Consider the following 26,143-nt stretch of genomic DNA (forward strand, 5'->3'; position numbering starts at 1 on the left):
CCATTCTGCCCCGGCGGGGTGACCGCGGTCCCGGACGGCCCCGGGACCGTCCGGACGGCGAACTCGCGCCACGCCGTGTCACCGCCATGGCGTCCGGGGGGTGCGGGTTCGACAATGGGGAGGATGACCGATGACGACCGGCGTACGCGCAGTGGCGAGATCGGGCCCGCCGAGTGGCTCGCCATGAACCGGACCGGCAGCTTCGACTGGGACATCGACACGGACACCATCGATGTCGACGAGTCCGGGCTGCTGCTCTTCGGCGTGGCCCCGGAGGCCTACGACGGGCGCCCGCTGTCCCTGGTGACGCGCCTGGCCCCCGAGGAGCGGGCCAAGCTGGAGGACGTCGTACGGAAGGCGATCAAGGGGGGAGCCGTCTCGTACACGGCGCACTTCCCCATCCCGCAGGCCGACGGCTCACCCCACTGGACGCACGTGCAGGCGCGGATCCTGCGCTCGCCCGACGGCCGGGCCCGGCGGATCGTCGGCGTCGTGCGGGACACGACCGCCGAGGTCGCGCACTTCGCGTTCGTCCAGGACCTGGAGAAGCGGCGCGAGGTCCAGACGAACATCGTCGAGCGGACGACGAACGCGCTGTCGCGGGCGGTGACCGTGGACGACGTGACGGCCGCCCTGACCGGTCCGGGCGGCCTCGCCCGGCTCGGCGCGGACGGTCTCGCGCTCGGTCTCGTCGAGAACGGCTCGCTCAACATCATCGCGCTGAGCGGCGAATCCCTCGACATCCTCAACGACTTCCGCAGCCGCCGCCTCGACCGGAAACTGCCGCTGGCCGAATCGGTCCTGAGCGGGCGGCCCCGGTTCGTCTCCTCGTTCCCCTCGCTGGGCCGGGACTTCCCCGAACTCGCCCCCTACGTCGCCCGGCTCGAATTCCGGGCCGCCTGCTACCTCCCGCTGGTGGCGCAGGCGCGTTCGCTCGGCGGCATGGCCCTCTTCTACCGGGGCCGCACCTCGTTCAACGCGGACGAGCGCAACCTCGCGCTCGGCCTCGCGGCGATCGTCGCCCAGTCGCTCCAGCGGGCGATCCTCTTCGACGAGGAACGGGAGCTGGCGACCGGGCTCCAGGCGACGATGCTGCCGCGCAACATCCCGCAGTTCGCAGGAGGCGAGATCGCCGTCCGCTACCACGCCGCGTGGAGCGGACGGCAGGTCGGCGGCGACTGGTACGACGTGATCCCGCTGCCCCGCGGCCGGGTCGGGATCGTCGTCGGCGACGTCCAGGGCCACGACACGCACGCCGCCGCCATCATGGGGCAGCTGCGGATCGCGCTGCGCGCGTACGCCGGCGAGGGGCACGCCCCGTCGACCGTCCTCGCCCGGGCCTCCCGGTTCCTCGCCGAGCTGGACACCAACCGCTTCGCGACCTGCACGTACGCGCAGGTGGACCTGGCGAGCGGCACCCTGCGCGCCGTGCGGGCCGGGCACCTCGGTCCGCTGATCCGGCACACCGACGGCCGGGTCGGGCAGCCCAAGCTGCGGGGCGGGCTCCCGCTGGGCCTGGCGACCGTGTTCGGGGAGGAGGAGTTCCCCGAGACCCGGCTCGACCTCGTTCCCGGCGAGACGCTGGTGCTGTGCACGGACGGGCTCGTCGAGCAGCCCGGCTCGGACATCGAGTCCGGTCTCGCGGCGCTGTCGGGCGCGATCAGCAGCGGCCCGCCGCAGGCGGAGGCGCTCGCCGACCACCTCTCCGAGCGCCTCTGGGAGCGGTGGGGTTCGGGCGACGACGTGGCGCTCCTGGTGCTGCGGCGCAGCCCGGACCCGGGCACGCCCCGGGCGCCGCGCATCCACCAGTACATCCACCAGGCCGATCCGCAGGGCCTCTCGGACGCCCGCGCGGCCGTCGGGCAGGCGCTCCGCGACTGGGGCATGGCGGAACTCGCCGACGACGCGGAGCTGTTGACGGGCGAGCTCCTGGTGAACGTCCTGCTGCACACCGAGGGCGGGGCGGTGCTCACCCTGGAGGTGCTGCCGGAGCCGGTGCGGCGGGTACGGCTCTCGGTGCAGGACCGGTCGAGCGCCTGGCCCCGGCGGCGCACCCCCGGCGAGGCCGCCACCTCGGGCCGCGGGCTGCTCCTGCTCGACGCGCTGGCCTCCCGGTGGGGCGTGGAACCGCGCGGCGAGGGCAAGGCGGTGTGGTGCGAGATCGGACCGGCACCGGTGGGGGCCGATGCCGGCCCCGGCGGTGGCGGCTGAGGAGGGCGCCCCGGAATCCGGGAGCGGGCGGGCCGGGCCGGGGCGCGCGCCGGAAACGGGTGAGGCCGGGGTCAGGCGCGCTGCCAGACCGTGGTCGCGTTGCAGAACTCGCGGATGCCGTGGCCGGAGAGCTCGCGGCCGTACCCCGAGCGCTTGATCCCGCCGAAGGGGAGCGCCGGGTGCGAGGCCGTCATCCCGTTGACGAAGACGCCGCCCGCCTCCAGGTCGCGGACGCAGAAGGCCACGTCCTCCGCGGAGCGCGTCCAGATGTTGGAACTGAGGCCGAACGGGGAGTCGTTGGCGACGGCGACGGCCTCCTCGATGTCGCTGACCGGATAGACGGTGGCGACCGGCCCGAAGGCCTCCTCCTGGTGGATCCGCATCTCCGGGGTGATGCCGGTGAGGACCGTGGGCCGGTAGTACCAGCCGTTCGCGAGCGCCGGCTCCTCGGGGCGGTGTCCGCCGCACAGGACGGTGGCGCCCCGGGCCACGGCGTCGTCGACGAGCGCCTCCAGGTCGGCGCGGCCCTGCTCGGTGGCGAGGGGGCCGACGTCGGTGGACTCGTCGAGGGGGTCGCCGACGGTGAGGGCGTTCATGGCGGCGGTGAAGCGCTCGGAGAAGTCGTCGTACACGTCCTGGTGGACGATGAACCGCTTGGCGGCGATGCAGGACTGCCCGTTGTTCTGCACGCGCGCGGTGACGGCGGTCTTCACCGCGCCGACGATGTCGGCGGAGGGCATGACGATGTACGGGTCGCTGCCGCCGAGCTCCAGGACGGTCTTCTTCACCTCGCTGCCCGCGATCCCGGCGACGGACCGGCCCGCCGGTTCGCTGCCGGTGAGGGTGGCGGCCACCACCCGGGGGTCCCTGAGGACGCCCTCGACCTCTCGGGAGCCGATGAGGAGGGTCTGGAAGCAGCCGTCGGGATATCCGGCGCGGCGGAAGAGGTCGCCCAGGTAGAGGGCGGTCCTCGGCACGTTGGAGGCGTGTTTCAGGAGGCCGGTGTTGCCCGCCATGAGCGCGGGCGCGGCGAAGCGGATCACCTGCCAGAGCGGGAAGTTCCACGGCATGACCGCGAGGATCGGGCCGAGGGGCCGGTAGTGGACCCGGGCCACGTCCGCGCCGGAGTCCTGGACGTCGTTCTCGGCCGGGTGCTCGTCGGCGAGCAGCTCCTCGGCGTGCTTGGCGTACCAGCGCATGGCCTTGGCGCACTTGCCGGCCTCCGCGCGGGCGGCCGCGATCGGCTTGCCCATCTCGGTGGTCATGGTGCGGGCGATGTCCTCGGTGTCCTCGTCGAGGAGGGTCGCGGCGGCGCGCATCAGCCGGGCGCGCTCGGCGAAGGAGGTCGTGCGGTACTGGCGGTACGCCTCGTGCGCGGCGGCGAGGCGCCGCTCGACCTCCTCGGGCCCGTGGGCCTCGTAGGTGCGCAGCGTCTCGCCGGTCGCGGGGTTCACGGTGGCGATGCCCATGACGTCTCTCCTCCTGACATCGGCCCCCGTCTGCAACCTTCCGCTCCCTGGGCTCCGGCGCAACAGGGGCGGGGCGGTGGGGTGACCGCCGCGCGGTCGGCTCAGGCGGTGAGCCAGGCCAGGGCGCCGGAGAGGTGGGCCCGGAAGACCGGGTCGCCGTACGCCTCCGGGGCGTGCCCGAGCGCCGTGAAGAAGACGCGCCCCCGGCCGGTGTCCCGGCACCAGACGAGCGGGTGGTCGTCGCCGTGGGTGCCGCCCCGGTAGGAGGATTCGTCGGCCCGCGCCAGGATGCGGGCGCCGCGGTCCCCCGGGTGGGAGGTGAAGTCGTACCACTCGTCGGTCCAGGCCCAGCGGTCCGGGAGCGGGGCGGTCGCCGGGTGGTCGGGGGCGTCGACGAGGACGCGGCCCGGCTGGAGCTCGGGGTGGCCGGCGAAGCGGGTGCCGAGCAGCTCGCCGTAGAAGGGCCAGTCCGGTTCGGCGTTGGCGGCGGCGTGCACGGCGAGGAGCGCGCCGCCGCCCCGGAGGTACGCGGCGAAGGCAGCGCGCCCCTCGGGCGTCAGGACGTTCCCGGTCGTGGAGAGCAGGACGACGACGGCGCACCGGCCGAGCCGCTCGGGGGTGAAGGCGCCCGGATCCTCGGTGATCTCGGCGGCGAGGCCGAGCTCCCCCGCCAGCTCGGCGAGGGCGGTGGCGCCGGCGGGGATCGAGTCGTGGCGGTAGCCCGCCGTACGGGTGTAGATCAGGGCGTCGGCGGCGGTGGGCACGCGGGGGCTCCGGGGGTGGTGCGGCACGGGGACGGCGAGTGGTGGAGAAAGCCGGGGGAAAGCGATGGAAAGCGCTTTCTCCACCGCGCTGACCGTAGCCACTGAAAACCCCGCGCCGCAAGCCCCGCCCCTCGGGCAGACTGCCGCGATGACAGCCCTCCATGATCACGGGCGGCGCGCGCTCGCCCATGTGGCCGACCGCTCCGCCGGCACTCCGCTCGACCCGGCCCTGCGGGTCACCCTCAACTTCCACCCCCACTTCCTGCACCGGCTCGCGGACGAGGGGGTCTACCGCTCCCAGTTCGTCACCGGCAGCAGCAACGGCGGCCTCACCGCCCACCCCGGCGGGGACCGCTGGCGCTGGGAGAGCCGCATCTTCGGCGGGGCGTACGACGCGGCCCCGGCCGAGACGCGTCCGGTGTACGGCGCCCTCGACTTCCGCCGCCGCCCCTTCGGCGCGGCCCCCCGCTTCGGCTCCGCCCATCTGCGGCTCACGGCGGCCGCCGTGGAGCGTGCGAGCTTCTGCTACCCCGACAGCTTCCTGGAGCCCGAGGACTTCGGCGTCGCCTCCCGGATGCGCCTGATCGCCCTCGCCGAGGCCGACGGGAGCGATCCGCTCGACGACTACATCGAGGCGCAGGTCCACGGCCCGGTGGTGATCGCACGCGACGTGGAGGCGCTGGTCCTGGACCCGAGCCACCGGGGCACGGATGTGGAGGAGGCGGCCCGGCGGCTGCCGTGTCCGGTGGAGTGGCACGGGGGTTTCCGCGTCTCCGTCGACGAGCTGCGGCGGTATCCCGACTTCCGGGGGCCCGAGTACGTGGAGCTCGCGGCCCGGATCGCGGTCGACGGCCTGCTGGACGCCCGGATCGTGCAGGAGGCGGCCGCGTCGGGGCGGTACGACCAGCAGGACGTCAAAAAGGTCTGGCACTACCTGGCCCGCTTCGGCGCCCCTGCCGCCCGTCCCTAGGGCTCCCGTTCCGGACCGCCCTGTTCGATCTGCCGGATGAGCCGCTTGAGCTGGGTGACCTCGTCCTGGAGCGCGCGGACGCCGGCGGGCGTGAGGGAGAGCCAGGTGCGGGGGCGTCTGCCCTCGTACCCCTTCTCGATCTCGACGAGGCCGGCCTTCTCCAGGACGGTCAGGTGCTGGCTGAGGTTTCCGGCGGTGAGGCCGAGGGCCGTGCGCAGGAAGCCGAACTCGACGCGGCGGGCCTGGTGGGCGACGGTGAGGATGCCGAGGCGCACGCGCTGGTGGACGACGTCGTCCAGGCCGAGGACGGGGTGCGGGTCGGGGTGTTCGCCCTGCTGGGCCTGTTCGCCCTGCTGGTTCTGCCGGCTCATGAGCGGCCGCTCTTGCCGGACCGCTCGGCCAGGGCGAAGCCGAGGGCACCGAGCAGGAGGAGTGCGCCGGGGACGGCGAAGTGGGGCACGGCGGACCAGGGGGAGGTGGCCGGGATCCCCCACCCGCCGGGCCCGAGCGGCACCAGCTCGATGGCCAGGTACACCGCGGCGAACAGCAGCAGGACGCGGCTGCGTTCCACCCGGGCCAGCACCAGCAGGGGCAGTCCGACGGCCGTGGCGCTGCCGGTGAGCCGTTCGAGGAACAGCGTCGCCCCGGAGTCCGCGTCGAGGCGCAGACCCCAGAAGTCGAGCGGTTCGCCGGGGTTCGGCATCCCGTGACGGAGGCTCCACGCCTGGGTGGCGGCCACCAGACCGACCAGGACGATCCCGGTGAGGACGTACGGCCCGACCGGGCTGCCGACGCCGCGGCTGCGGGAGCGGCGGAGGAAGAAGAACGCCGTCGCGGCGTAGGCGACGGCGAGACCGATCGTCCAGTAGAAGGGCGAACCCTGGCTGATCACGGTGCATCCGGCACCCGCGGCGGGGTCGCCCGGCGGGCAGGGAACGGTCTTGACCTCGAAGGTGAGACGCCCGACGAGGATTCCGCCCAGCGTGAGCGCGCCGAGGAGCAGAAGGGGGAACCAGGTGGCGCGCTGGGCGGCGCGCACCCGGCGGGTCAGTTCACCGAGACCGGCGAGGACTTCTTGGGGCGTGCCCGGCGAGGGCACCGATGCGTCTGTCATGCGCATCAGCTTTGCATCACAAACCAGTTGAGGCAAGAGACCGAACCGGCGCTCCCGCGATCCGTTGTCGCATCGGATACATCTCTGTATCTTTTGGCGCGCCGCGCCCCATCGCCCCCCCTCACCGAGGAGCCGTCATGAGCACCGTGCCGCCCGCTCTCGCCGCCGCCGTCGGGCCGCTGCCCGAAGGCGCGATCGTGCCGCTGCCGCCCACGTTCGAGTCCGTCGAGGAGGAGCGCGCGTACCGCAAGGAACAGCTCGCCGCCGGCTTCCGGATCTTCGGGAGGTTCGGCTTCTCCGAGGGCGTCGCCGGGCACATCACCGTCCGCGACCCCGGTGACCCGAACGCCTTCTGGGTCAACCCGTTCGGCATGAGCTTCACCCAGATCAAGGCCTCGGACCTGATCCTGGTGGACCACGAGGGGAACGTCCTCGAAGGGCGCCGGCCCGTGAACCGGGCCGCGTTCGTCATCCACTCGCGGGTCCACGCCGCCCGCCCCGACGCGGTCGCCGCCGCGCACTCGCACTCCCTGCACGGCAAGGCCTTCTCCAGCCTCGGCATCCCGCTCGACCCGATCACCCAGGACGCCTGCGCGTTCTTCGAGGACCACGGGATCTACGAGGACTACCGGGGCGTCGTGAACGAGACCGAGGAGGGCGAGCGGGTCGCCAAGGCCCTCGGCGCGTACAAGGCGGTCATCCTCAAGAACCACGGGCTGCTCACGGTCGGCCACTCCGTCGCCGAGGCCGTGTGGTGGTTCGTCACCATGGAGCGCTCCTGCCAGGCGCAGCTCCTGGCGATGGCGGCGGGCACCCCGCAGCTCATCGACCGCGAGACGGCCCTCCTCACCCGGGGGCAGATCGGCGGGCACCTGGCCGGCTGGTTCCAGGCGCGCCCGCTGTGGGATCAGATCACCGCGTCCGACCCGGACCTCTTCGACTGATCCGCGGGCCGGCCGGAGGCGCCGGGGACCTCGCGCGTCGTCGCCTCCAGGAGCGGGGCGAGGAACTGCCGTTCCAGGGTGCCCGGCGGCAGCTCGGCCGGTTCCACGTAGCTCTGTGCGAGACCGCCTTCGCGCAGGGCGATGAGGAGGCGGGCGAACCGGTCGGCCTCCACGGTCAGTTCGCGTCCGGCCCGGCGCAGGACGAGGGTGAGGCCGCGGGCGATCTCGGCCCGCAGCCGCGCGTCGTGCCGCGCGAGCACCCAGGCGGCCTGCCGGTCGCGGATCGCGTGCAGGGTGAACTCGGTGGTGACCAGGTACCAGTCCCGCTCGTCCGGCTCGACGCGGGCGGCGAGCTCGGCGAGCCGGGTCAGGGTGTACTCGTCGGGGGTCAGCGCGTCGATGGACTCGGCGAGGCGGCGCACGGTCCGCTCGCTGTGCTCGTCGAAGAGGGCGAGGAAGAGCTCTTCCTTGCTCGCGAAGTTCGAGTAGTACGCGCCCCGCGTGTAGCCGGCGCGCTCGCAGATCTGCTCGATGGTCGTCGCGTGGAAGCCGTGCTCCGCGAAGGTCTCCAGGGCCGCCTTCAGGAGCGCCGCGCGTGTACGGGGCCGCCGCCTGGTGACACCTTTCGGCACGGGTGGCTCCTCCTCGGTCGGGCCGCTCGCGCGGCGGACGCCCACCTTACCGGCGGCTCCTTCCCGGGCGGCGATCAGCACCGGCGGATAAAATCCACACATGGCAGAGCGGCCCGTCGCGCCCGCGGCGCCCGGTCTTGTCCTCGAGATCGACGGGGACGCGACGCTCATGGACCCGAGTCGCGTCTATCGCATCGGGCGCGACCCCACCAGCGACATCGTGCTCGCGGACGCCCGGGCGTCCTGGCACCACGCGGTGCTCAGCGCCGCGGGCGGCCACTGGACCCTGGCGGACGAGGGCAGCACGAACGGCACGTTCGCGGACGGCCTGCGGATCGCCCGGGCACACCAGGTCGGCCCCGGTACGGTCGTACGCTTCGGCCACCCGGCCGACGGCCCCCGCGCGATCCTCACACCCGGCCCCCCGGCCCACCCGACGGAACCACCGGCAGGCACGGGTCCCGTCTCCGCCGCACCACCGCCCGGCGCGCAGGCCGTCCCCGCCTCCGTACACCTGCCGAAGGCGCCCCTGCCCGAGGAGCCCTGGCCCGACACACCGGCGCCCGAGCGCCCACGGCCCGAGGAGCCCGCGCCGGGGACGCCGTACCCGGAGGAGCCCGCCCCGGAGAGCCCGGCACCCGGGAAACCCGCCCCCGGGACCCCGTACCCCGAGACCCCTCCCTCGGAGGCCCCGGCGCCCGAGGGTCCGACGCCCGAAGCGTTTCGACCGGAGAAGTCCCCTCCACCCCCCGAGTCCTTCCGGCCCCCCTCCGTCTCGCGTCCCGCCGAGACCGGTGCCTTCCGGCGGCCGACGTCCGTGCGGCCGCTGCCGGTGCACGGTCTCCGGATCGGGCGGGCGCCCGACAACGACGTGGTCGTGTCCGACCTGATCGTGTCCCGGCGGCATGCGGAGCTCCGGGCGCATCCGGACGGCACCTACTGGATCCATGACCTCGGGAGTCACAACGGGACCTTCCTCAACGGCGCTCGCGTCGTCGAGGCGCGGGTGACGGCGGAGGACATCGTCGGCATCGGGCGGTGCGCGTTCTGTCTGATCGGCGGGCAGCTCGTCGAGTTCACCGACACCGGCGAGGTGTCCCTGGACGTGCGGGAGCTCGCGGTGACCGTCGACCACGGGCGCAAGACGCTGCTCGACGAGGTGTCGTTCCCGGTGGGCCAGAAGTGCCTGCTGGCGGTGGTCGGCCCGTCCGGCGCCGGGAAGTCGACGCTCCTGGGCGCGCTCACCGGCCAGCGCCCGGCCGACCGGGGCACGGTGCTCTACGACGGCCGTGACCTCTACCGGGACTACGCCGAGCTTCGCCAGCGCATCGGGCTGGTCCCGCAGGACGACATCCTGCACCTCCAGCTCACCGTCCGCCGGGCCCTCGGGTACGCCGCCGAGCTCCGCTTCCCCGAGGACACCGCGGCGGCCGAACGGCGGGCCCGGGTCGACGAGGTGATCCGGGAGCTCGGGCTCGTGGAGCGCGCCGATCAGCCGATCCACAGCCTCTCCGGCGGCCAGCGCAAGCGCGTGAGCGTGGCGCTCGAACTGCTGACCAAGCCGTCCCTGCTCTTCCTGGACGAGCCGACCTCCGGTCTCGACCCGGGCATGGACCGCTCCGTGATGCACATGCTGCGCGGGCTCGCGGACGACGGACGGACGGTCGTCGTGGTCACGCACAGCGTGCTCAGTCTCGACGTGTGCGACCGGCTGCTCGTGCTCGCGCCGGGCGGCCGGGTCGCCTACTACGGGCCGCCCGCGGACACCCTCGGCTTCTTCGGCTTCGAGCAGTGGCCGGAGGCCTTCGAGGCCTTCGAGAACGACCGGGACCGCGACTGGGCCGGGCAGTACCGGTCCTCCCGCTTCCACCACCGGTACATCGCGGACGCGACGGCCCGCCCCGACGTCCCCGCACCCGCACCCGTACCCGTGGGCGGTCGGGCCGCCGTGGAGCCCGCTCCGCCGCCGAAGGCGCAGAGCTGGGGCTCCCAGCTGCGGACGCTGGTGCGCCGGTACGCGGCGGCGCTCTCCGCCGACCGGACCTTCATCGCCATCATGATCGCCCTGCCGTTCGTGATGGGCGCGATGGCCCGGGCCCTGTCCGAGGGCAGCCTCAACCCCGAGTCGACGCTGAACGTGCTGCTCATCCTCTGTGTGGGCGGGGTCCTCACGGGCGCGGCGAACGCCGTGCGCGAACTGGTCAAGGAGCGGACGATCTACCGGCGGGAGAGAGCCGTCGGCCTGTCCCGCTCCGCCTACCTCGCCTCCAAGGTGGTGGTGCTCGGTCTGATCACGGTCGTGCAGGCGGTGGTGCTGACCCTGGTGGCCCTGATCGGCGTGCCGCTGAACGTGCCCGGCGGCAAGGGCGTCCTGATGCCTCCTCTGGTGGAGCTCACCCTCGCGGTCGCGCTCCTCGCCTTCACGGCGATGATGCTCGGTCTGCTGGTGTCGGCGCTCGTCCGCAAGGAGGAGGTGACGATGCCGCTGCTCGTCCTCATCGCGATCGTGCAGGTGGTGTTCTGCGGGGCGCTCCTCAAGGTGCGGGGCACGCCCGTCCTGGAGCAGCTGGCCTGGCTGGTGCCCTCGCGGTGGGCGTTCGCGGCGATGGGCGCGACGATCGACATCGGGAGGATCGCGCCGAGCGAGAAGACCGCCGATCCGCTGATGCGGCACACGGCGGAGGCCTGGCTGTTCGACATGGGCGCGATGGTGGTGCTGTGCCTCGTCCTCGCCGTGGCCGTGGCCCGGCTGCTGCGCCGCCACGAGCCGGTCGTCATGCGGAGGTGAGGCCGTGACCGTCCCCGTACCGGCAGGAGCAGGCCCGTGAGCGTCCCCGTACCCGAGTACGTGCCGGACTTCCGGCCCACGCATGTGGTGCCGCGCTCCGGTCTTTCCGCCTGGGAGGCGCCCGATCCGGAGCTGCCCACGGCGTCCCTCGACGCCTTCCTGCCCGTGCGCCTGGAGGAGCGGGCGGGCGACTGGGGTCGGGTGCTGTGCTCGAACGGCTGGACCGCGTGGGTCGACGCGCGCCTGCTGGTGAGCGTGCCGGACGATCCTCCGGCGGCGGGCGGGCCCCTCACCAGGACCGCCGATCCCCGGCCGCTGATCGCCCGCGCCGAGGACGCGCTCGGCCGCTACCGGCGGGCGGCGGAGGAGCTGGGCGCGGGCCGGCTCGACGGCGAGGGCTTCCGGCTGCGGACCCGCGGACTGCGGGTGGGCATGGTCGTCGACGGGGAGTCGGTGTGGCTGTACGACGCGGAGCACGAGCGCTGGGTGTACTGCGACGGCGTCGGGCTCAGTACGTACGCGGCGTCGGTGGCCCCCTCGGCCGCGGCGCCCGCGCCCGGACCCGTACCGGAGTCCGCGGAGGCGGGGTACGAGCCGACGCAGGTGGTGCCCCAGGTGGATCCGGCGGCGGTCGCCGGGCCGCCGCCGACGCGGGTCGTGGGGCCGGACGGACCGGCGGGTGAGGGCCGATGACGGGCGGCGGGGCGCACGGGGACGCGGAGCTCCCGGCGGGCCGGGCCTCGGGGCTGCTGGGCAAGGAGGTCGCGGGCTACCGCGTGGAGGACGAGATCGGGCGCGGCGGCATGGCGGTCGTGTACCGGGCGCGGGACCTGCGCCTCGACCGGACGGTGGCGCTGAAGCTGCTGGCCCCCGAGCTGGCCCGCAACGACACCTTCCGCAAGCGCTTCGCGCACGAGTCGCGGGTCGCCGCCTCGATCGACCACCCGCACATCGTGCCGGTCTTCGAGGCGGGCGAGACGGAGGGCGTGCTGTACATCGCCATGCGGTACGTGGCGGGGCGGGACCTGGCGGCCCTGCTCGACCGCGAGGGGCCGCTGCCGCCGGTGAAGGCGGGCCGGATCGCGGTGCAGGTGGCCTCGGCCCTGGACGCGGCGCATGCGCACGACCTGGTGCACCGGGACGTGAAGCCCGGCAACGTCCTGGTCGCGGAGGGCACCGACGGCGACCATCCGGAGCACGTCTACCTGACGGACTTCGGCCTGACGAAGAAGTCCCTCTCGCTGACCGGCTTCACGACGGTGGGCGAGTTCGTGGGAACGCTCGACTACGTGGCGCCGGAGCAGATCTCCGGCAAGCCGGTGGACGGCCGGTGCGACGTCTACAGCCTGGCCTGTGTGGTCTTCGAAACCCTGGTGGGGGTGCCGCCGTTCCGCCGCGACAGCGACTGGGCGGTGCTGTGGGCGCAGCAGTACGATCCGCCGCCCCCGCTCTCGGAGGTGCGGCCCGGGCTGCCGTCGGCGGCGGACGCGGTGTTCGCGAAGGCCCTGGCGAAGACGCCCGAGGAGCGGTACGGGACGTGCCTGGAGTTCGTCGCCGCGCTGCGCACCGCCCTGGCCGGCGCGGGCGGAGGCGGTCCGGCGCCCGCGCCCGGGGCGCCGCGCCGGCCCGGCGCCCCGCCGGCCCCGCCCGCGTGGGCGCGACCGGTCTTCCGTGAGCTGGGCGGTCCCTAGGGGCCCGGCCGGTCGACCTCGCCCTTGCGGTGGACCCGGGTGGCGAGGAGGCCGCCGAGGAAGCCCGCGACGAGGCCCCAGAGGAGGGCGAAGCCGACCGTCTTCCAGATGTCCGGGCGGAGCAGTACCTCGCCGCCGAGCGAGGCGAGGTCGCCGATGCCGAGGACGGAGAGGCCGAAGCGGGCCTCGACGAGGGTGACCGGCGCGGCGACCAGCATGGCGAGGGCGAAGGCGACGCCCAGGTGGAGGGCGTGCCGCCAGGGCGGGGTCCGGGCCGGGGAGCGGACGGCCGCGACGAAGGCGGCGGCGAGCACCAGGACGGCGGCGACGGGCAGCAGCCACCACGCGCGCGCGTCCTGCGCGGCGAGCGAGGACAGGTCGACGGTCGAGAGGTCCGGGCTGTCGCCCTTGCTCCGCAGGACGGCGTCGAGGATCTGCGGCATGGGCAGGCCGAAGGGTCCTTCCGCCCTGCCTTCCCAGGAGCCGCCGATGCCCACGCCGAGGGCGATCCAGGTGATGTTGGGAAGGCCCAGGAGGAGGACGGCGAGGGTGTCCGCGGTGTGGCCCTTCGTCGCCGCGACGACGATCCCGATGACCAGGCCCACGACGACGTACGCGAGGAGCAGCAGGAGCATCGCGAAGGCCGCGGGACGGACGGGTTCCTGGTAGCGGACGAGCCGGGGCGGCAGCGGGGTCCCGCGGGAGACGAGGAGGGAGATGACGAGCACGCCGAGGATCCAAAGGAGGCCGTAGAAGAGCGTGGGGCCGAGGTCGGTGCGGAAGCCGACGGTGGGGTTCGTGGCGTTCAGGAGCTCGCCGAAGAGGTCCATGAGGGACCCCTGGGACTCGTCGCCGCCGAGGGTGAGGGGGAAGTCGTGGCGGGCGAGGGCCGAGAGGCCCGCGAGGGCGGCCAGCCAGAGCACGACGACGCTCGCCGCGCGGAGCAGGAGCGCGCGGGTGCCGGCCACCGCGTGGTGGCGCAGGGGGCGCAGGAAGCAGAAGCCGGTGACCAGGGCGCCCACCAGGGTGACGGTGAGCGGCATGGCGGTCAGTTCGGCCTGGGTGCCGGCGAGGGCGCCCGCGTCGCCGGAGAGGTCGACCTTGCCGCCCGAGGCCATGACGACGACCGCGGCGAGGACCGCGGCGAAGCCGCCGGGCAGGTCGGCGGCGCCCGCGGCCCAGAGGCCCAGCGCGGCGACGACGCCCATCGCGGCGAACCCGGCGACCACGGCGGCCAGGGCCTGGAGGGCGACGCGGGCGGGGGACCCGGTCGAGGTCGCGGGGGGCCGCGCGGAGGCGGGGAGCCGGCTGCTCACCCTGCCCACGCTAGTACCGGGGCGGGGGCTCCGCTTGCGGACGGACGCCGTTCGGCGCACACAATGGGCGCGGAACGGAAGAAAGGGAAATGACGTGACTTCCCACCCGCCGTCCGGCCCTCCGTCGGTTCCCCCCGCAGGTCCCCCCTCGGGCCCCCTCTCGGGCCCGAGCACACGCCCGGGAAGCGTCGGCCCCCCGCCGCCGCCCGGACCGCCCCGCGGCGGTCCGGGGGGTGGCGGTCCGTCCGGCGGCGGTGGCTCCGGAGGCGGCGACGGTTCCGGGGCGACCGGTGGCGGAGGCGGATCGGCCGGCGGCGGTTCCGGGCCGACCGGTGGTGGTGGTGGTAACGGCGGCAAGGGCGGTGGCGGCCCCTGGTGGCGTTCCGTCCCGAAGGTCGCCTCGCTCACCGCCGTGCTCGTGGCGGCCGCCGCGCTGGCCGTCGTCCTCACCAACCGCCCCGACGGCAAGAGCGACACGGCGGGATCCGGCAGCGGCGAGGTCTTCCTGCAGAACGCCGCCGCTTCCGGCCCGGACCCCTTCACCCGGTCGACGGCGCGCGCCGACGGCGGTTCCGCCCCGCCGGCCTCGCTGCCGCCCCGTACCGCCTCGGCCGTGCCCGAGGTGTCGGGGTCGACGCCCGGTCTCTACGGCGGGACGCGGTCGGTCTCCAGCTGCGACGTCGAGCAGCAGGTCCGCTACCTCTCCGGGGAGCCCGCGAAGAACGCGGCCTTCGCCTCCGTCGTCGGCATCTCGCCGACCGACGTGCCGGCCTACCTCCGCTCCCTGACCCCGCTCCAGCTCCGGGCCGACACCCGGGTGACGAACCACGGCTTCCGGAACGGCGCGGCCACCACCTACCAGGCGGTGCTCCAGGCCGGCACGGCCGTCATGGTCGACGGCCACGGGATGCCCCGGGTGCGCTGCGCCTGCGGCAATCCGCTGACCGGCCCGGTGGCGCAGAAGGCGCCGCGCACGACGGGCACGCCCTGGCAGGGGTACAGCTCCCAGCAGGTCGTCGTGGTGGCGCCCTCGGTGACCGTCGTGAACGTCTTCGTGGTGTACGACCCCCAGGACGACGGCTGGTTCGCGCGCGAGCACGGCGACACCGGCGAGCACGACAAGCCCACCCCGCCTCCCCCGCCGCCCACGGTCTCCCCGTCCACCCTGGTGCCACCCTCGCCGTCCAGCTCGTCCCCGTCGGTCTCCCCGTCGTCGCCGGTGCCGTGCGTGACCGTGACGGGCACGGAGACCCCCACGCCGAGCAACGGGATCACCCCCTCGCCGTGCCCCTCGACGCTCTCCCCTCCGGCGTCCTCGTCCCCACCGGAGTCGCCGTCCGACTCCTCCGGCCCCACCGACTCGTCGCCGTCGACGGAGTCGTCGGGCCCGGGGTCGGCGAGCCCGGAGTCGGCGCCCGCGTCGGACGGTTCGGCGGATCTCACGAGCCGGTCACCGGACCAGCAGGCGGCCCGGCGGGCGGACGGTACGACCTCGTCCACGGCTCCCGCGCCCGGTCCCGGACCCGCGCCCGTCGTCTGACGACCCTCCGGAGCCAGGCGCCGATCGGCAGGGGATGGGCCGTCCGCTCCTCCGCCCGCAGCTGCCACATCCGCTCGTCACGGTCGGTGAAGTGTCCGGGCATGGTCGTCCCCTCTCCTCTTGTCTCCTCTTGAGCAGGGCCACCAGGCCACTGGAAAGGAGTCTGTACCCTTATTGGCCCGGACAGCAGAGCCAATGAGGAGTGATTGGCATGGCAGTGGCACGTGTGGTCCACACCGCGGACCGGACCCTGACCGGTCGCCAGCTCGCGTCGCTCCTCACCCCTCCCGCGGAGGGCCGGTTCGGGTACCGGGAGCTGGCCCGGGCCGTGCGGGAGGCGCTGCTCGACGGCCGGGTGGCGCTGCGCCTGCGGCTGCCGGCCGAGCGGGAGCTCGCCGCGGTGCTCCTGGTGAGCCGGACCACCGTGACCGGGGCGTACGACCTGCTGCGGGAGAGCGGTTACGCGCACAGCCGGCGCGGCGCCGGCACGTGGACCGCGCTGCCGGACGGGCAGGCGCCCACCGTCCTGGGCGGTTTCCACGACGACGCCGGCGCGACCATCGACCTGGCCCTCGCCGCTCCGCAGGCACCGGAGGCCGAGCTGTCCGCCGCGCTCGCGGCGGCCGCCGCCGAGCTGCCCCGGTACGCCGGCGCACAGGGCTATCACCCGTACGGGCTACCCGCGCTGCGCGCCGCCATCGCCGAGCGCTACACGGCCCGCGGCCTGCCGACCCTCCCGGACCAGATCCTCGTCACGACCGGCGCGCAGCAGGCCGTCTCGCTGGTGCTCACGCTGCTCGGCCGGCCCGGCGACCGGGTGCTCGCCGAGAACCCCTCGTACCCCAACGCCCTCGACGCGATGCGGGGGCGGATGCTCCGCATCACACCGGTGCCGGTCACCGAGGCCGGCTGGGACACCGGGCTCGTGGACGCGGCGCTCCGGCAGACCGCGCCGCGCCTGGCCTATCTGATCCCGGACTTCCACAATCCGACCGGGCGGCTCATGCCGGCGGAGCAGCGCAAGGAGCTCGCGCGGTCCGCGCGGGCCACCGGGACCTGGCTGGTGGTCGACGAGACGCTGACGGACACGGCCCTGGACGTGCCCGCGCCGCCGCCCTTCGCGGCGGAGGTCGGCGGGGGCGACGGCGAGCAGATCGTCTCCGTCGGCTCGCTGAGCAAGAGCTGCTGGGGCGGGCTTCGGGTCGGCTGGGTGCGGGCCGCGTCGCGCGTCGTGACCGAGCTGGCCCGGGTCCGGATCACCGCCGACCTGTCCGGTTCGGTTCTCGACCAGCTGGTGGCCGTCGCCCTGATGGGCCGCCTCGACGTGATCGTGCCGCGGCGCCAGGAGGAGCTGCGGCTGCGCCGGTCCGCGCTGGCCGACGCCCTCGCCCGCCATGTGCCGGAGTGGCGGTGGGCGGTGCCGCCGGGCGGGATGTGCCTCTGGATCGACCTGGGCCGGCCGGTCGCCTCCTCCCTCGCGGCCCGGGCCCTGCGCCACGGGGTGCGGGTGGAGGGCGGCGCCCGGTTCGGGGTGGACCCGGGCACGCACGAGCACCGGCTGCGGATCCCGTTCACCCTGCCCGTGGACGCGTACGAACCGGCGGCGGAGCGACTCGCGGCTGCCCTGGAAGGCGACCCCGGGCGCTTCGCCGACCCGGCCCTGCCGGACTGGGTGGCCTGAGGGGGCCATATTCGGGTGCCCGGTTCCGGCGGTCCGTGTACGGTCCACCGAGTGGAACCGCTGACCGACACACAGATCCGCTCGTCCTTCGTGAACTGCACCAAGGGCGAGGCGGCGCGCCTCAAGCTGCCCCTCGACTTCGCCGAAACCCCCTGGGACGACCTGGACTTCCTCGGCTGGGTCGACCCGGGCGCGCCCCTGCGGGCGCACCTGGTCGTGCCGCGCGCGGACGGGCCGCTCGGCGTGAGCCTGCGGGTCCCGGCCACCGGCCGGACCAGCGCCGTGAAGTCGAGCATGTGCCAGATCTGCCTGACCGCGCACGCCTCCTCGGGCGTCACGCTCCTGGTGGCGCCGCTGGCCGGCAGCCGCGGCCGCGAGGGGAACACGGTCGGGACCTACCTCTGCGCCGACCTCGCCTGCTCCCTCTACGTCCGGGGCCGGCGGCAGCCGAAGCTGCGCCACCGGCGCCACGAGGAGTCCCTCACCCTCGACGAGCAGGTCGCCCGTCTGACGGGCAACCTGGACGCGTTCATCGAGCGGGTGACGGGGAGCTAGGCTCCGCGCCCCGGCTCAGCGGAAGGGGCTCAGCGGAAGGCCTGCTCGCCGGTGAGCGCCTTGCCGATGACCAGGGAGTGGACCTCGCTCGTGCCCTCGTAGGTGAGCACCGACTCCAGGTTGTTGGCGTGGCGCAGCACCGGGTACTCCAGGGTGATGCCGTTGGCGCCCAGGATCGTGCGGCACTCGCGGGCGATGGCGATGGCCTCGCGGACGTTGTTCAGCTTGCCCACGCTGACCTGCTCGGGGGTGAGCGCGCCCGCGTCCTTGAGGCGGCCGAGGTGGAGGGCGAGGAGCATGCCCTTGCCGAGCTCGACGGACATGTCGGCGAGCTTCTGCTGCGTGAGCTGGTACGAGGCGAGGGAGCGGGCGAAGACGACCCGGTCCCCGGCGTAGGAGATCGCCGTCTCCAGGCAGTCGCGGGCGGCGCCGAGCGCGCCGAAGACGATGCCGAAGCGGGCCTCGTTGAGGCAGCCGAGCGGGCCGGAGAGGCCGCGGGCCTCGGGCAGCATCGCGTCGGCGGGGAGCCGCACGTCCTCGAAGACCAGTTCGCTGGTGACGCTCGCGCGCAGCGACAGCTTCATCTTGATCTCGGGGGCGCTGAAGCCGGGGGTTCCGGCCGGGACGAGGAAGCCGCGGACGCCGTCCTCGGTGCGCGCCCAGACGACGGCGACGTCGGCCACCGAACCGTTGGTGATCCACATCTTGGTGCCGTTGAGCACCCAGTCGGAACCGTCCCGCTTGGCGTTGGTCCACATGGCGCCCGGGTCCGAGCCGGCGTCCGGCTCGGTGAGGCCGAAGCAGCCGATGTACTCGCCGGCCGCCATCTTCGGCAGCCACCGCTGCTTCTGCTCCTCGGAGCCGTACTTCCAGATCGCGTACATGGCGAGTGAGCCCTGTACGGAGACGAGGGAGCGCAGTCCGGAGTCGACGGCCTCCAGCTCCAGGCAGGCGAGGCCGTACGCGACGGAGTTGGTGCCCGCGCAGCCGTAGCCCTCCAGGTGCATGCCGAGCACACCGACCCCGCCGAGCGTGCGGGCCAGCTCGCGGGCGGGGATCTCGCCCTTCTCGAACCAGCCGGCGACGTGCGGCCGCAGCTCGCGGTCGGCGACGGCGCGGACGGTGTTCCGGATCTCCCGCTCCTCGTCGGTGAGCAGTCCGTCGAGGGCGAGCAGGTCGAAGGGGTGGACGGGGGTGGACGGCGACTTCACGGACGGCCTCCTGGCGACTGTGGCAACTCGGCGAACCGCAGCGTAGCCGCAGATCGGATATTGGATCCAGTATTGATAATCCGGGATCCAGACCCTACGGTCCGATTGGATCCAATCTCCGGTATCCGGTATCTCCAGCGGGAGCGAGGGAAGCTGAATGCGCGCAGACCAGCCGGGCACACCAGGGACACCCCCGACGGGAGGCGCCCTCTCCGGCATCGTCGTCGCCGACTTCGGCCGGGTCCTCGCCGGGCCGTACATGACGATGCTCCTCGCCGACCTGGGCGCGGACGTCATCAAGATCGAACGGCCGGGCTCCGGCGACGACACGCGCGCGTGGGGCCCGCCGTTCGCCGGCGGGGAGGCCACGTACTTCCTCGGTGTGAACCGGAACAAGCGCTCCGTGACGCTCGACCTCACGGACCCCGAGGACCTGGCAGCGGCCCGCGCGATCGTGGACCGCGCGGACGTCCTCGTCGAGAACTTCCGCCCCGGCACGATGGAGAAGCTCGGCCTGGGATACGAGGACCTGCGGGTGGACAACCCCGGGCTCGTCTACTGCTCGGTGACCGGCTTCGGCACCGCGGAGGGCGCCCGGCTGCCGGGCTACGACCTGCTCGTCCAGGCCATGGGCGGCCTCATGAGCGTGACCGGCGAACCGGACGGGCAGGGCACGAAGGCGGGGGTCGCCCTGGTCGACGTCATCACCGGCCTCCACGCGGGCATGGGCGTCCTCGCCGCCCTGCGGCACCGGGAGCGCACCGGCGAGGGCCAGCGGGTCGAGGTCTCCCTGCTCGCCTCCCTCCTCTCGGCACTCACCAACCAGGCCGCCGCCCACCTCGGCGCCGGGGTCGTGCCGCGCGCGATGGGCAACAGGCACCCGAGCATCGCCCCGTACGAGGTGTTCGAGGCGCGGGACCGGCCGCTGGTCCTCGCCGTGGGCAACGACCGGCAGTTCGGGGCCCTGTGCGAGCGGCTCGGCCGGCCGGAACTCGCCGGGGACCCCCGCTTCGCGACGAACACGGCCCGGGTCGCCCACCGGGAGGAGCTGGTCGAGGCCCTCGGCGGGCCGCTGGGCACCCGTACCGCCGACGGCTGGTTCGAGGAGCTCACCGCCGCCGGCGTGCCCTGCGGGCCGATCAACGACCTGGCGGCCGCCTTCGAGCTCGCCGACCGGCTGGGGCTCGCCCCGCGCGTCCCGGAGTCCGAGGCCGGTCCCGGCCAGGTCGCCCACCCGATCCGGCTCGGCGCCACCCCGCCCTCCTACCGCACCGCTCCCCCGCGCCTCGGCGAGCACACCGAGGGCGTGCTGGCGGAGCTGGGGCGAGTTGTCCACAGGTCGTCCGCGGCGAACGGCGAGGCGTAGGAAGATGGTCGGCACCGGCCGGGGGACCGACCGGTGGCGACACGAGGGAACGGAAGGTCACAGGCGATGAGCAGCGCGGTGCAGAAGCGGCGGCCGCAGACCGCCCAGCAGTTCGTCCTGGAGGAACTGCGGCGCGCCATCACCAGCGGGGAGCTCAGGCCCGGCGGGCCGATCCGCCAGGAGGCCCTGGCCGCGCGGTTCGAGGTCAGCCGGGTGCCGCTCCGGGAAGCCCTGAAGTCCCTGGAGGCCGAGGGCCTGGTGGTCCATCACGTCCACCGGGGCTACTTCGTCGCGGAGCTCTCCCTGAACGACCTGGAGGAGATCTACCGGATCCGGGAGCTCCTGGAGACCGAGGCGGTCCGGATGGCGGTCCGGTGGCTGCCGGACGGCACGATCGCCACGCTCGAACGGATCCAGCGGGAGGTGGAGCGGGCCTCCGACGAGGGGGACGTGGCCGCGATGGCGGCGGCGAACCGGCTCTTCCACTTCACCCTCATCGAGGCGTCCGGGATGCCGCGTCTGGTCCGCCTCATCGCGTCCCTGTGGGACGCCACCGACGCGTACCGCTCGCTCTACTACACCGAGTCCCCGCACCGGAAGCAGGCCATACGGGAGCACCGTGCCGTGATCTCCGCGCTCCGCCACGGCGACGAGGACGCCGCCGTCCGCTGGCTCGACGAGCACCGCGCCCACGCGGTGGCGGCGCTGCGGGAGGTCCTCGACCTGGAACGGGACTGAGCCCCGGGCCGCCGGCAGCGGCGGACTGATGTTCAGGCGGGCTCACTCGTTCCGGTCACGGAGACGGCCTCGCCGTCACGCATCTCCCTCAGCGCGGTTACCGAGACGCACTCATTGAGCCAGGCCCGGGATCCACGGGCCGCGGATGACAGGTGACGGACATGCGAACCGAGGCCGCCAAGCGGGTCGAGCTGGTCTTCTCCCTCTTCGACGCCAATGGCAACGGGGTCATCGACTCCGACGATTTCGACCTCATGACGGACCGCGTCCTGGAGGCGGCGGCCGCGTCGGACGACGACGCCAAGGCCGCCATCCGGGCCGCGTTCCGCCGCTACTGGACGACGCTGGCCGCGGAGCTGGACGCCAACGGCGACGGTGTGATCACCGTCGAGGAGTTCCGTCCGTTCGTGCTCGACCCCGAGCGCTTCGGCCCCACGATCAGCGAGTTCGCCGACGCGCTCTCGGCGCTCGGCGACCCCGACGGGGACGGTCTGATCGAGCGCCCGCTCTTCCTGTCGCTGATGACGGCGATCGGCTTCGAGAAGGAGAACATCCACGCGCTCTTCGACGCCTTCGCCCCGGACGCCGAGGACCGCATCACCGTGGCCACGTGGGCCGAAGGCATCGTGGACTACTACGCGCCGGACATGGCCGGGATCCCGGGCGACCAGCTGGTGGCCGTCGGGACCGTCTGACCCACCCGAGGGCGGGGCCCGTCACCGGGCCCCGCCCTCGACCCCGTGCGGACGTCACGGCCGGGGCTTGTGGGCGAACACCCAGCGGTTTCCCTCCAGCGCGTCGTTCGGCTCGGGGAGGGGGCCGCGTCCGTGCCGGCGGGTGAACTCGAAGGGCGTGTGGATCGAGGTGGCCCAGCCCCTGGCCGTCAGGGCGCCCGCGGAGTCGGGCCGTGGTCCCAGGTCGAAGAGGTCGAGCAGGTCGATGCCGATCTGCTCCCGCGTCGCCGTGTAGGTCCGGCTGTCGCGGTACACCAGCAGGTCCTTCTCCAGCTTGGCCTCGAAGGCCAGGGCGCTGCCTCCGGCGGCCAGCCCGTCCACCGCGTCGAGGAGCCGCGTCTCGGCGGGACCCGGCAGGTAGAAGAGGATCCCCTCGGCCAGCCAGACGCTCGGCGCGGCCGGGTCGAAGCCGGCGGTGGTCAGCGCGGTGACCCAGTCCGCCCGCAGGTCGACCGGTACGGGGACGCGCTTCACCCTGGGGGCGGCCGACAGGTCCGTGAGCACCCGCTGCTTGAAGTCCAGCACGCCCGCCCTGTCGAGCTCGAAGACCACCAGGTCGGACGGCCAGTCCAGCCGGTAGGCGCGCGTGTCCAGACCCGCGCCGAGCAGGACCACTTGGCGGACGCCCGGACGGACCGCTCCGAGGAGGAAGTCGTCGAGCACCCTGGTCCGCAGGCCGAAGTAGCGGGCGAACCGCCCCCACAGCGGATTGTCGTCCCCGTCCGGGACCTGCTCGATGCGCACCGGCCAGCCCGCACACGCCGGGGCGGCGCGCACGAAGTGCTCCGCGTGGACGTCCTGGGCCAGGCTGTCGTGGCGGTGGGTCTCGATCGCCCGGGCCGCGGCGACCAGGAGGGCGGTCAGGCCCACGCCTCCGTCCACGCCTTCCGGGTCTGTCTGCTGCGGCGCCATGCCGGTCATGTCTCCTCCGTCGGCGGGGGTGCGGGGTGCGGGGGGTCTGCTGGTCGGACGGGACGGGTGCGCGGGCCGCGCTCATCGGCTTCCGGTCTCCGGGAGCAGGACGGGCTTGACCACGCGGCCCGCGTCGCAGTCGCGTTCGGCCTCGTTGACGTCGGCCAGCGGGTAGGTGCGGATCAGTTGGTCGAAGGGGAAGCGTCCGGCCTGCCAGAGCGCGGTCAGCCGGGGTATCAGCAGGCCCGGTACGGCATCCCCTTCGCAGATGTGGCGGAGGCTGCGGCCCCGGTCGAGCGTGCCCGGTTCGAGCGGCAGCGCGCTGTGGAGGCGTGCCACGAGGCCGAGGCTGCCGGTGGGGCGCAGGGCCCGGAGCGCGTCGTTGACGAGCGGGGCCGAGGCCGTGGTGTCCAGGGCGTACCGCGCGCCGCCGTCGGTCAGCCGCCGGATCCGTTCGGGCAGTCCGGCCGTGTCGGCGTGCAGGGGGACCGCGCCGAACCGTTCGGCCAGGGCGAGCCGTTCGGGGTGCCGGTCGACGGCCACGGTCGGTACGCCGGCGGCGGTGGCCGCCATCACCGCGGCCAGGCCGACGGCTCCGGCGCCGAGGACCGCCAGCGGGTCGCCGGGGCCCGCGCCGAAGGTGTTGAGGACGGCTCCGGCGCCGGTGAGGAAGCCGCAGCCGAGGGGCCCGAGCAGTTCGAGCGGCAGCGCGGGGTCGACCCGGACGGCGTTGCGGGCCGGGACGAGCGCGTACGCGGCGAACGAGGACTGGCCGAACCAGCGGGGGGCCAGCGCCTTTCCCGTCGCGTCGATCAGCCGCGGCGGTTCCTCCTCGCGTCCCCCGAAGAGGTTGAGGGAGGCGAAGGAGTCGCAGTAGGCGGGGGCCGCGCCGAGGCAGTTGCGGCAGTGCCCGCAGGAGTCGAAGCTCAGGACGACGTGGTCGCCCACGCCGATCGTGGTGCCGGGGCCGCCGCCCGTCCGCACCACGACGCCGGCGCCCTCGTGGCCGAGGACGGCCGGCAGGGGGCTGCGTCCTGCGGACCGCCGGACGGCGAGATCGGTCCGGCACATCCCGGTGCCCGCGATCTCGACCAGGATCTCGCCGGGGGCGGGTTCCGTCCGCAGGGTCACCTCCTCGACGGTGAACGGGTCCTCGTACGCGCGCAGTACCGCCGCCTGGAACCTCACCGTCATGCCTCCCGTGGGCGGTGGACGACGAAGGGCCGGAGGTTGCCGTAGAGCCCCCACGGTCCGCCGGCGACGCCGACTCCGCTGTCCTTGACGCCCGCGAAGGGCTGGGCGAGGGAGAGTTCGGCGTGGTGGTTGATCCAGGCCGTGCCGCATTCGAGCCGATCGGCCACCGCCTCGGCCCGGTCGAGATCGGTGCCCCAGACGGAGCCGCCGAGGCCGAAGCCGGTGCCGTTGGCGGCGTCGACGGCTTCGTCGAGGGTCCGGTACGGCAGTACGGGCAGCACGGGTCCGAACTGTTCCTCGGTCACCACCGCGCTGTCGGGCGGGACGTCGGTGAGGATCGTGGGAGCGAAGAAGTGTCCCGGCCCGGTCGGCCGGTGGCCGCCGGACGCCGCCCGGGCGCCGTCCGCCAGGGCCTGGGCCGTGATCCGTTCGACCCGGGCCAGCTGCGGGGCGTTGTTGACCGGTCCCAGTCGGGTCGCGGGGTCGAGGCCGGGTCCGACGGCGACGCTCTTCGCCCGCTGGGCGAGGGCCTCGACGACCTCGGCGTGGAGCCGGGCCGGGGCGTAGACGCGTTTGACCGCCATGCAGACCTGCCCGCAGTTGCGGAACGCCGCCCAGAACAGCCGGTCCGCGATCCGGTCCACGTCGACGTCGTCCAGCAGGACGGCGGCGTCGTTGCCGCCCAGTTCCAGGGTGACCCGGGCGAGCGAGTCCGCCGCCGCCCCGGCGACGGCCCGCCCGGTGGGCACCGAACCGGTGAAGGTGACGTGGCGGATGCCCGGGTGGGACGCGAGGCGGGCGCCGAGGGGTTCGCGGCCGGTGACGACGGTCAGGACGTCCTCGGGCAGGACCGTGGCGAGGACGGAGCCGAGCAGCCGGGTGGCGAGCGGTGTGAACGGCGAGGGTTTGAGGACCATGGTGTTGCCCGCCGCGAGGGCGGGCGCGAACTTCGCCGCCGCGAGCTGGAGCGGGAAGTTCCACGGCACGATCGCCGCGACGGGTCCGAGGGAGCGCCAGCGGACCTCGCTGCGCACGGGCCGGCCGTCGTCGATCCGGCGGGTCCGGGGGGCCAGGTCGGCGAAGTAGCGCAGGCGGGCCGCCGTACGGGCGACCTCCGCGTACGACTCGGCCAGGGGTTTGCCCTGTTCCCTGGTGAGCAGCCGGGCGAGGTCGTCGCCGGCCGTCTCCACGGCGTCGGCCGCGCCGCGCAGCGCGGCGGTGCGGGCCTCGGGGTCGGCGCGCCACGCGTGCCAGGCCCGCCGGGCGCGCGCGACCACCTCGTCCAGCTCCTCCGGCCGCTGGTCGGGGGCCTCGTCGAAGGTCTCCCCGGTGGCCGGGTCGACGACGGGGAGGCCGGCGGTCCGGCGCCCGGGAACGCCACCGCTCCCGGGCGCCGTCGTGCCGGGGGTCAACGCGCCGCCGGGACGCCGACGGCGTGTTCCCCGGCCTGCCGGTCCATCTCCGCCCGGAAGGCGGCCACCAGATGCGGTTGGATCCGTCCGGCGTTGCGGTCGCCGCCCTCGCAGACCGCTCCCCGTACGCCCACGATGTCCGTGCCCATGCGGGTCAGGGGGCCGAGGTCGGCCTGGGTGACGCTGCCGGCGAGGGCCGCGAGCAGTCCGGCGGCGTGGGCCCGCCGTACGAACTCGGCGCAGACCTCCGGGGGGACGTGGTCGAACAGGCGCGTCCCGTCCTTGACGGCGGTGTCGAGCATGGCCGCGTCGGCACCGGAGCGGGCGGCGATGTCGGGCACGGCGAGCGGGTTGACGCAGCCGACGCGGTGGGCGTCGGCGTAGCCGGAGGCGACGACGAGCGCGTCGGGGCGGTGGTCCTTCACCGCCCGGACGACCGCGCGCATGACCTCGACGCCCTGCTCGGGCGTCGTGCATCCGTAGAGGCCGACCTTGATGTACGTGGCGCCGGAGACGACCGCGCCGAGCGCGGCCTGCGCCACCGTGCCGGGCTTGTACGGGACGTCGCCGACGGTGGCGGAGACCGGCTTGTCCGCCGGTACCGCCTCGCGGATCTCCCTGATGACCCAGGGGAAGTTGGCGCCGAGCGAGCCCTCGTCGGGCTTCTTGACGTCGACGATGTCGAGGTGCTCCGCCGCCTTCGCGCAGTCGAGGGCTTCCTCGACGCTGTCCGGGGAGATGAGAAGCAACACCCTGAAGTTCCTTCCGTCGCGGGACCACCGTGCGCTCATCCTTTCCGGCAGCCGTCGGCACCCGGTAGAGCGCACGGGGTTCCCCTGGCGCTCACGCCCCTGCGCGACGCGCCGTGCATATCCGGCTGAACGGGGCCTCTCGGGCATCT

General features: G+C 74.2%; 23 protein-coding genes. 12 read left to right on the forward strand and 11 right to left on the reverse strand.

Annotation, left to right across the window (positions count from 1 at the left end; genetic code table 11):
* Positions 1-123: 123 nt before the first annotated feature.
* On the forward strand, positions 124-2,211 hold the full coding sequence (locus ACH4TP_RS24160; protein WP_389225783.1) for a SpoIIE family protein phosphatase: 2,088 nt from the start codon (positions 124-126) through the stop codon (positions 2,209-2,211).
* 71 nt (positions 2,212-2,282) lie between these two features.
* On the opposite strand, the gene ACH4TP_RS24165 is transcribed toward ACH4TP_RS24160, so the two are convergent.
* Positions 2,283-3,680, reverse strand: a complete 1,398-nt coding sequence (locus tag ACH4TP_RS24165; protein ID WP_398439094.1) for an NADP-dependent succinic semialdehyde dehydrogenase — start codon at positions 3,678-3,680, stop codon at positions 2,283-2,285.
* A 101-nt stretch (positions 3,681-3,781) separates the two neighbouring features.
* Positions 3,782-4,444: a ThuA domain-containing protein gene (locus ACH4TP_RS24170; protein WP_398439095.1), complete on the reverse strand. Its 663-nt coding sequence runs from the start codon at positions 4,442-4,444 to the stop codon at positions 3,782-3,784.
* Between the two features lie 148 nt (positions 4,445-4,592).
* Here ACH4TP_RS24170 and ACH4TP_RS24175 point away from each other — a divergent pair, with 148 nt between their 5' ends.
* Positions 4,593-5,414 (forward strand): DUF3626 domain-containing protein, encoded by an 822-nt coding sequence (locus ACH4TP_RS24175; protein WP_398439096.1) that lies wholly within the window; start codon positions 4,593-4,595, stop codon positions 5,412-5,414.
* On the opposite strand, the gene ACH4TP_RS24180 is transcribed toward ACH4TP_RS24175, so the two are convergent.
* Both ACH4TP_RS24180 and ACH4TP_RS24185 read right to left on the reverse strand, forming a co-directional pair.
* Positions 5,411-5,785 carry a winged helix-turn-helix domain-containing protein gene (locus ACH4TP_RS24180; RefSeq protein ID WP_398184674.1) on the reverse strand — a complete coding sequence of 125 codons (375 nt, stop codon included), beginning with the start codon at positions 5,783-5,785 and terminating at the stop codon, positions 5,411-5,413. The two genes, ACH4TP_RS24175 and ACH4TP_RS24180, sit on opposite strands and share 4 nt — an antisense overlap.
* Positions 5,782-6,528: a hypothetical protein gene (locus ACH4TP_RS24185; RefSeq protein WP_398439097.1), complete on the reverse strand. Its 747-nt coding sequence runs from the start codon at positions 6,526-6,528 to the stop codon at positions 5,782-5,784. The genes ACH4TP_RS24180 and ACH4TP_RS24185 overlap by 4 nt, the downstream gene beginning before the upstream one ends.
* A 137-nt stretch (positions 6,529-6,665) precedes the next feature.
* Between ACH4TP_RS24185 and ACH4TP_RS24190 the strand changes: the two genes are divergently transcribed.
* Entirely contained in the window at positions 6,666-7,472 is an 807-nt protein-coding gene (locus tag ACH4TP_RS24190; protein ID WP_389225801.1) for a class II aldolase/adducin family protein, read from the forward strand.
* On the opposite strand, the gene ACH4TP_RS24195 is transcribed toward ACH4TP_RS24190, so the two are convergent.
* Positions 7,436-8,104 (reverse strand): TetR/AcrR family transcriptional regulator, encoded by a 669-nt coding sequence (locus ACH4TP_RS24195; protein ID WP_389225804.1) that lies wholly within the window; start codon positions 8,102-8,104, stop codon positions 7,436-7,438. The two genes, ACH4TP_RS24190 and ACH4TP_RS24195, sit on opposite strands and share 37 nt — an antisense overlap.
* Positions 8,105-8,204: 100 nt before the next feature.
* Here ACH4TP_RS24195 and ACH4TP_RS24200 point away from each other — a divergent pair, with 100 nt between their 5' ends.
* Genes ACH4TP_RS24200 through ACH4TP_RS24210 form a run of 3 tightly spaced genes read left to right on the forward strand, consistent with a single transcriptional unit; the run spans position 8,205 to position 12,583 of the window.
* Positions 8,205-10,892 (forward strand): FHA domain-containing protein, encoded by a 2,688-nt coding sequence (locus tag ACH4TP_RS24200; RefSeq protein ID WP_398439098.1) that lies wholly within the window; start codon positions 8,205-8,207, stop codon positions 10,890-10,892.
* Positions 10,893-10,928: 36 nt separating this feature from the next.
* The gene (locus ACH4TP_RS24205) at positions 10,929-11,585 is read left to right on the forward strand and encodes a hypothetical protein (protein WP_398184663.1); all 657 of its coding nucleotides are present in this window, start codon (positions 10,929-10,931) and stop codon (positions 11,583-11,585) included.
* Entirely contained in the window at positions 11,582-12,583 is a 1,002-nt protein-coding gene (locus tag ACH4TP_RS24210) for a serine/threonine-protein kinase (RefSeq protein ID WP_389225813.1), read from the forward strand. Before ACH4TP_RS24205 ends, ACH4TP_RS24210 begins: the two co-directional genes overlap by 4 nt.
* Here the strand turns inward: ACH4TP_RS24210 and ACH4TP_RS24215 are convergent.
* Positions 12,580-13,908 carry a streptophobe family protein gene (locus ACH4TP_RS24215; protein WP_398439099.1) on the reverse strand — a complete coding sequence of 443 codons (1,329 nt, stop codon included), beginning with the start codon at positions 13,906-13,908 and terminating at the stop codon, positions 12,580-12,582. The genes ACH4TP_RS24210 and ACH4TP_RS24215 overlap by 4 nt on opposite strands.
* A 403-nt stretch (positions 13,909-14,311) precedes the next feature.
* Here ACH4TP_RS24215 and ACH4TP_RS24220 point away from each other — a divergent pair, with 403 nt between their 5' ends.
* The 3 genes from ACH4TP_RS24220 (at position 14,312) to ACH4TP_RS24230 (ending at position 17,675) form a co-directional block, all read left to right on the forward strand.
* Positions 14,312-15,439 (forward strand): DUF6777 domain-containing protein, encoded by a 1,128-nt coding sequence (locus ACH4TP_RS24220; protein WP_398439100.1) that lies wholly within the window; start codon positions 14,312-14,314, stop codon positions 15,437-15,439.
* A gap of 211 nt (positions 15,440-15,650) precedes the next feature.
* Positions 15,651-17,120, forward strand: a complete 1,470-nt coding sequence (locus ACH4TP_RS24225; RefSeq protein ID WP_398439101.1) for a PLP-dependent aminotransferase family protein — start codon at positions 15,651-15,653, stop codon at positions 17,118-17,120.
* Between the two features lie 51 nt (positions 17,121-17,171).
* Positions 17,172-17,675 (forward strand): FBP domain-containing protein, encoded by a 504-nt coding sequence (locus tag ACH4TP_RS24230; RefSeq protein WP_389225825.1) that lies wholly within the window; start codon positions 17,172-17,174, stop codon positions 17,673-17,675.
* A gap of 29 nt (positions 17,676-17,704) precedes the next feature.
* Here ACH4TP_RS24230 and ACH4TP_RS24235 read toward each other — a convergent pair whose 3' ends face one another.
* Complete coding sequence (locus ACH4TP_RS24235) at positions 17,705-18,886, reverse strand: acyl-CoA dehydrogenase family protein (RefSeq protein ID WP_398439102.1); 1,182 nt, start codon at positions 18,884-18,886, stop codon at positions 17,705-17,707.
* A 157-nt stretch (positions 18,887-19,043) separates the two neighbouring features.
* On the opposite strand from ACH4TP_RS24235, the gene ACH4TP_RS24240 reads away from it, so the two are divergent.
* The 3 genes from ACH4TP_RS24240 (at position 19,044) to ACH4TP_RS24250 (ending at position 21,685) form a co-directional block, all read left to right on the forward strand.
* A complete protein-coding gene (locus ACH4TP_RS24240; RefSeq protein ID WP_398184647.1) occupies positions 19,044-20,252 on the forward strand; it encodes a CaiB/BaiF CoA transferase family protein in 1,209 nt (402 codons plus the stop codon).
* Positions 20,253-20,318: 66 nt separating this feature from the next.
* Positions 20,319-20,990 (forward strand): GntR family transcriptional regulator, encoded by a 672-nt coding sequence (locus ACH4TP_RS24245; protein ID WP_398439103.1) that lies wholly within the window; start codon positions 20,319-20,321, stop codon positions 20,988-20,990.
* A gap of 161 nt (positions 20,991-21,151) precedes the next feature.
* The gene (locus ACH4TP_RS24250) at positions 21,152-21,685 is read left to right on the forward strand and encodes an EF-hand domain-containing protein (protein WP_389225837.1); all 534 of its coding nucleotides are present in this window, start codon (positions 21,152-21,154) and stop codon (positions 21,683-21,685) included.
* Between the two features lie 54 nt (positions 21,686-21,739).
* On the opposite strand, the gene ACH4TP_RS24255 is transcribed toward ACH4TP_RS24250, so the two are convergent.
* The 4 genes from ACH4TP_RS24255 to ACH4TP_RS24270 all read right to left on the reverse strand — a co-directional run bounded on the left by ACH4TP_RS24255 (position 21,740) and on the right by ACH4TP_RS24270 (position 25,994).
* Positions 21,740-22,645, reverse strand: coding sequence for a class I SAM-dependent methyltransferase (locus tag ACH4TP_RS24255; RefSeq protein WP_398439104.1), 906 nt, complete (start codon positions 22,643-22,645; stop codon positions 21,740-21,742).
* A 72-nt stretch (positions 22,646-22,717) separates the two neighbouring features.
* The gene (locus tag ACH4TP_RS24260; RefSeq protein WP_398439105.1) at positions 22,718-23,830 is read right to left on the reverse strand and encodes an NAD(P)-dependent alcohol dehydrogenase; all 1,113 of its coding nucleotides are present in this window, start codon (positions 23,828-23,830) and stop codon (positions 22,718-22,720) included.
* On the reverse strand, positions 23,827-25,242 hold the full coding sequence (locus tag ACH4TP_RS24265) for an aldehyde dehydrogenase family protein (RefSeq protein ID WP_398439106.1): 1,416 nt from the start codon (positions 25,240-25,242) through the stop codon (positions 23,827-23,829). The genes ACH4TP_RS24260 and ACH4TP_RS24265 overlap by 4 nt, the downstream gene beginning before the upstream one ends.
* Positions 25,239-25,994 (reverse strand): (5-formylfuran-3-yl)methyl phosphate synthase, encoded by a 756-nt coding sequence (locus ACH4TP_RS24270; protein ID WP_389225849.1) that lies wholly within the window; start codon positions 25,992-25,994, stop codon positions 25,239-25,241. The genes ACH4TP_RS24265 and ACH4TP_RS24270 overlap by 4 nt, the downstream gene beginning before the upstream one ends.
* Positions 25,995-26,143 lie beyond the last annotated feature (149 nt).

The sequence above is a fragment of the Streptomyces sp. NPDC021012 genome, assembly GCF_044333355.1.
In the GTDB taxonomy this organism is placed as follows: Bacteria; Actinomycetota; Actinomycetes; order Streptomycetales; family Streptomycetaceae; genus Streptomyces.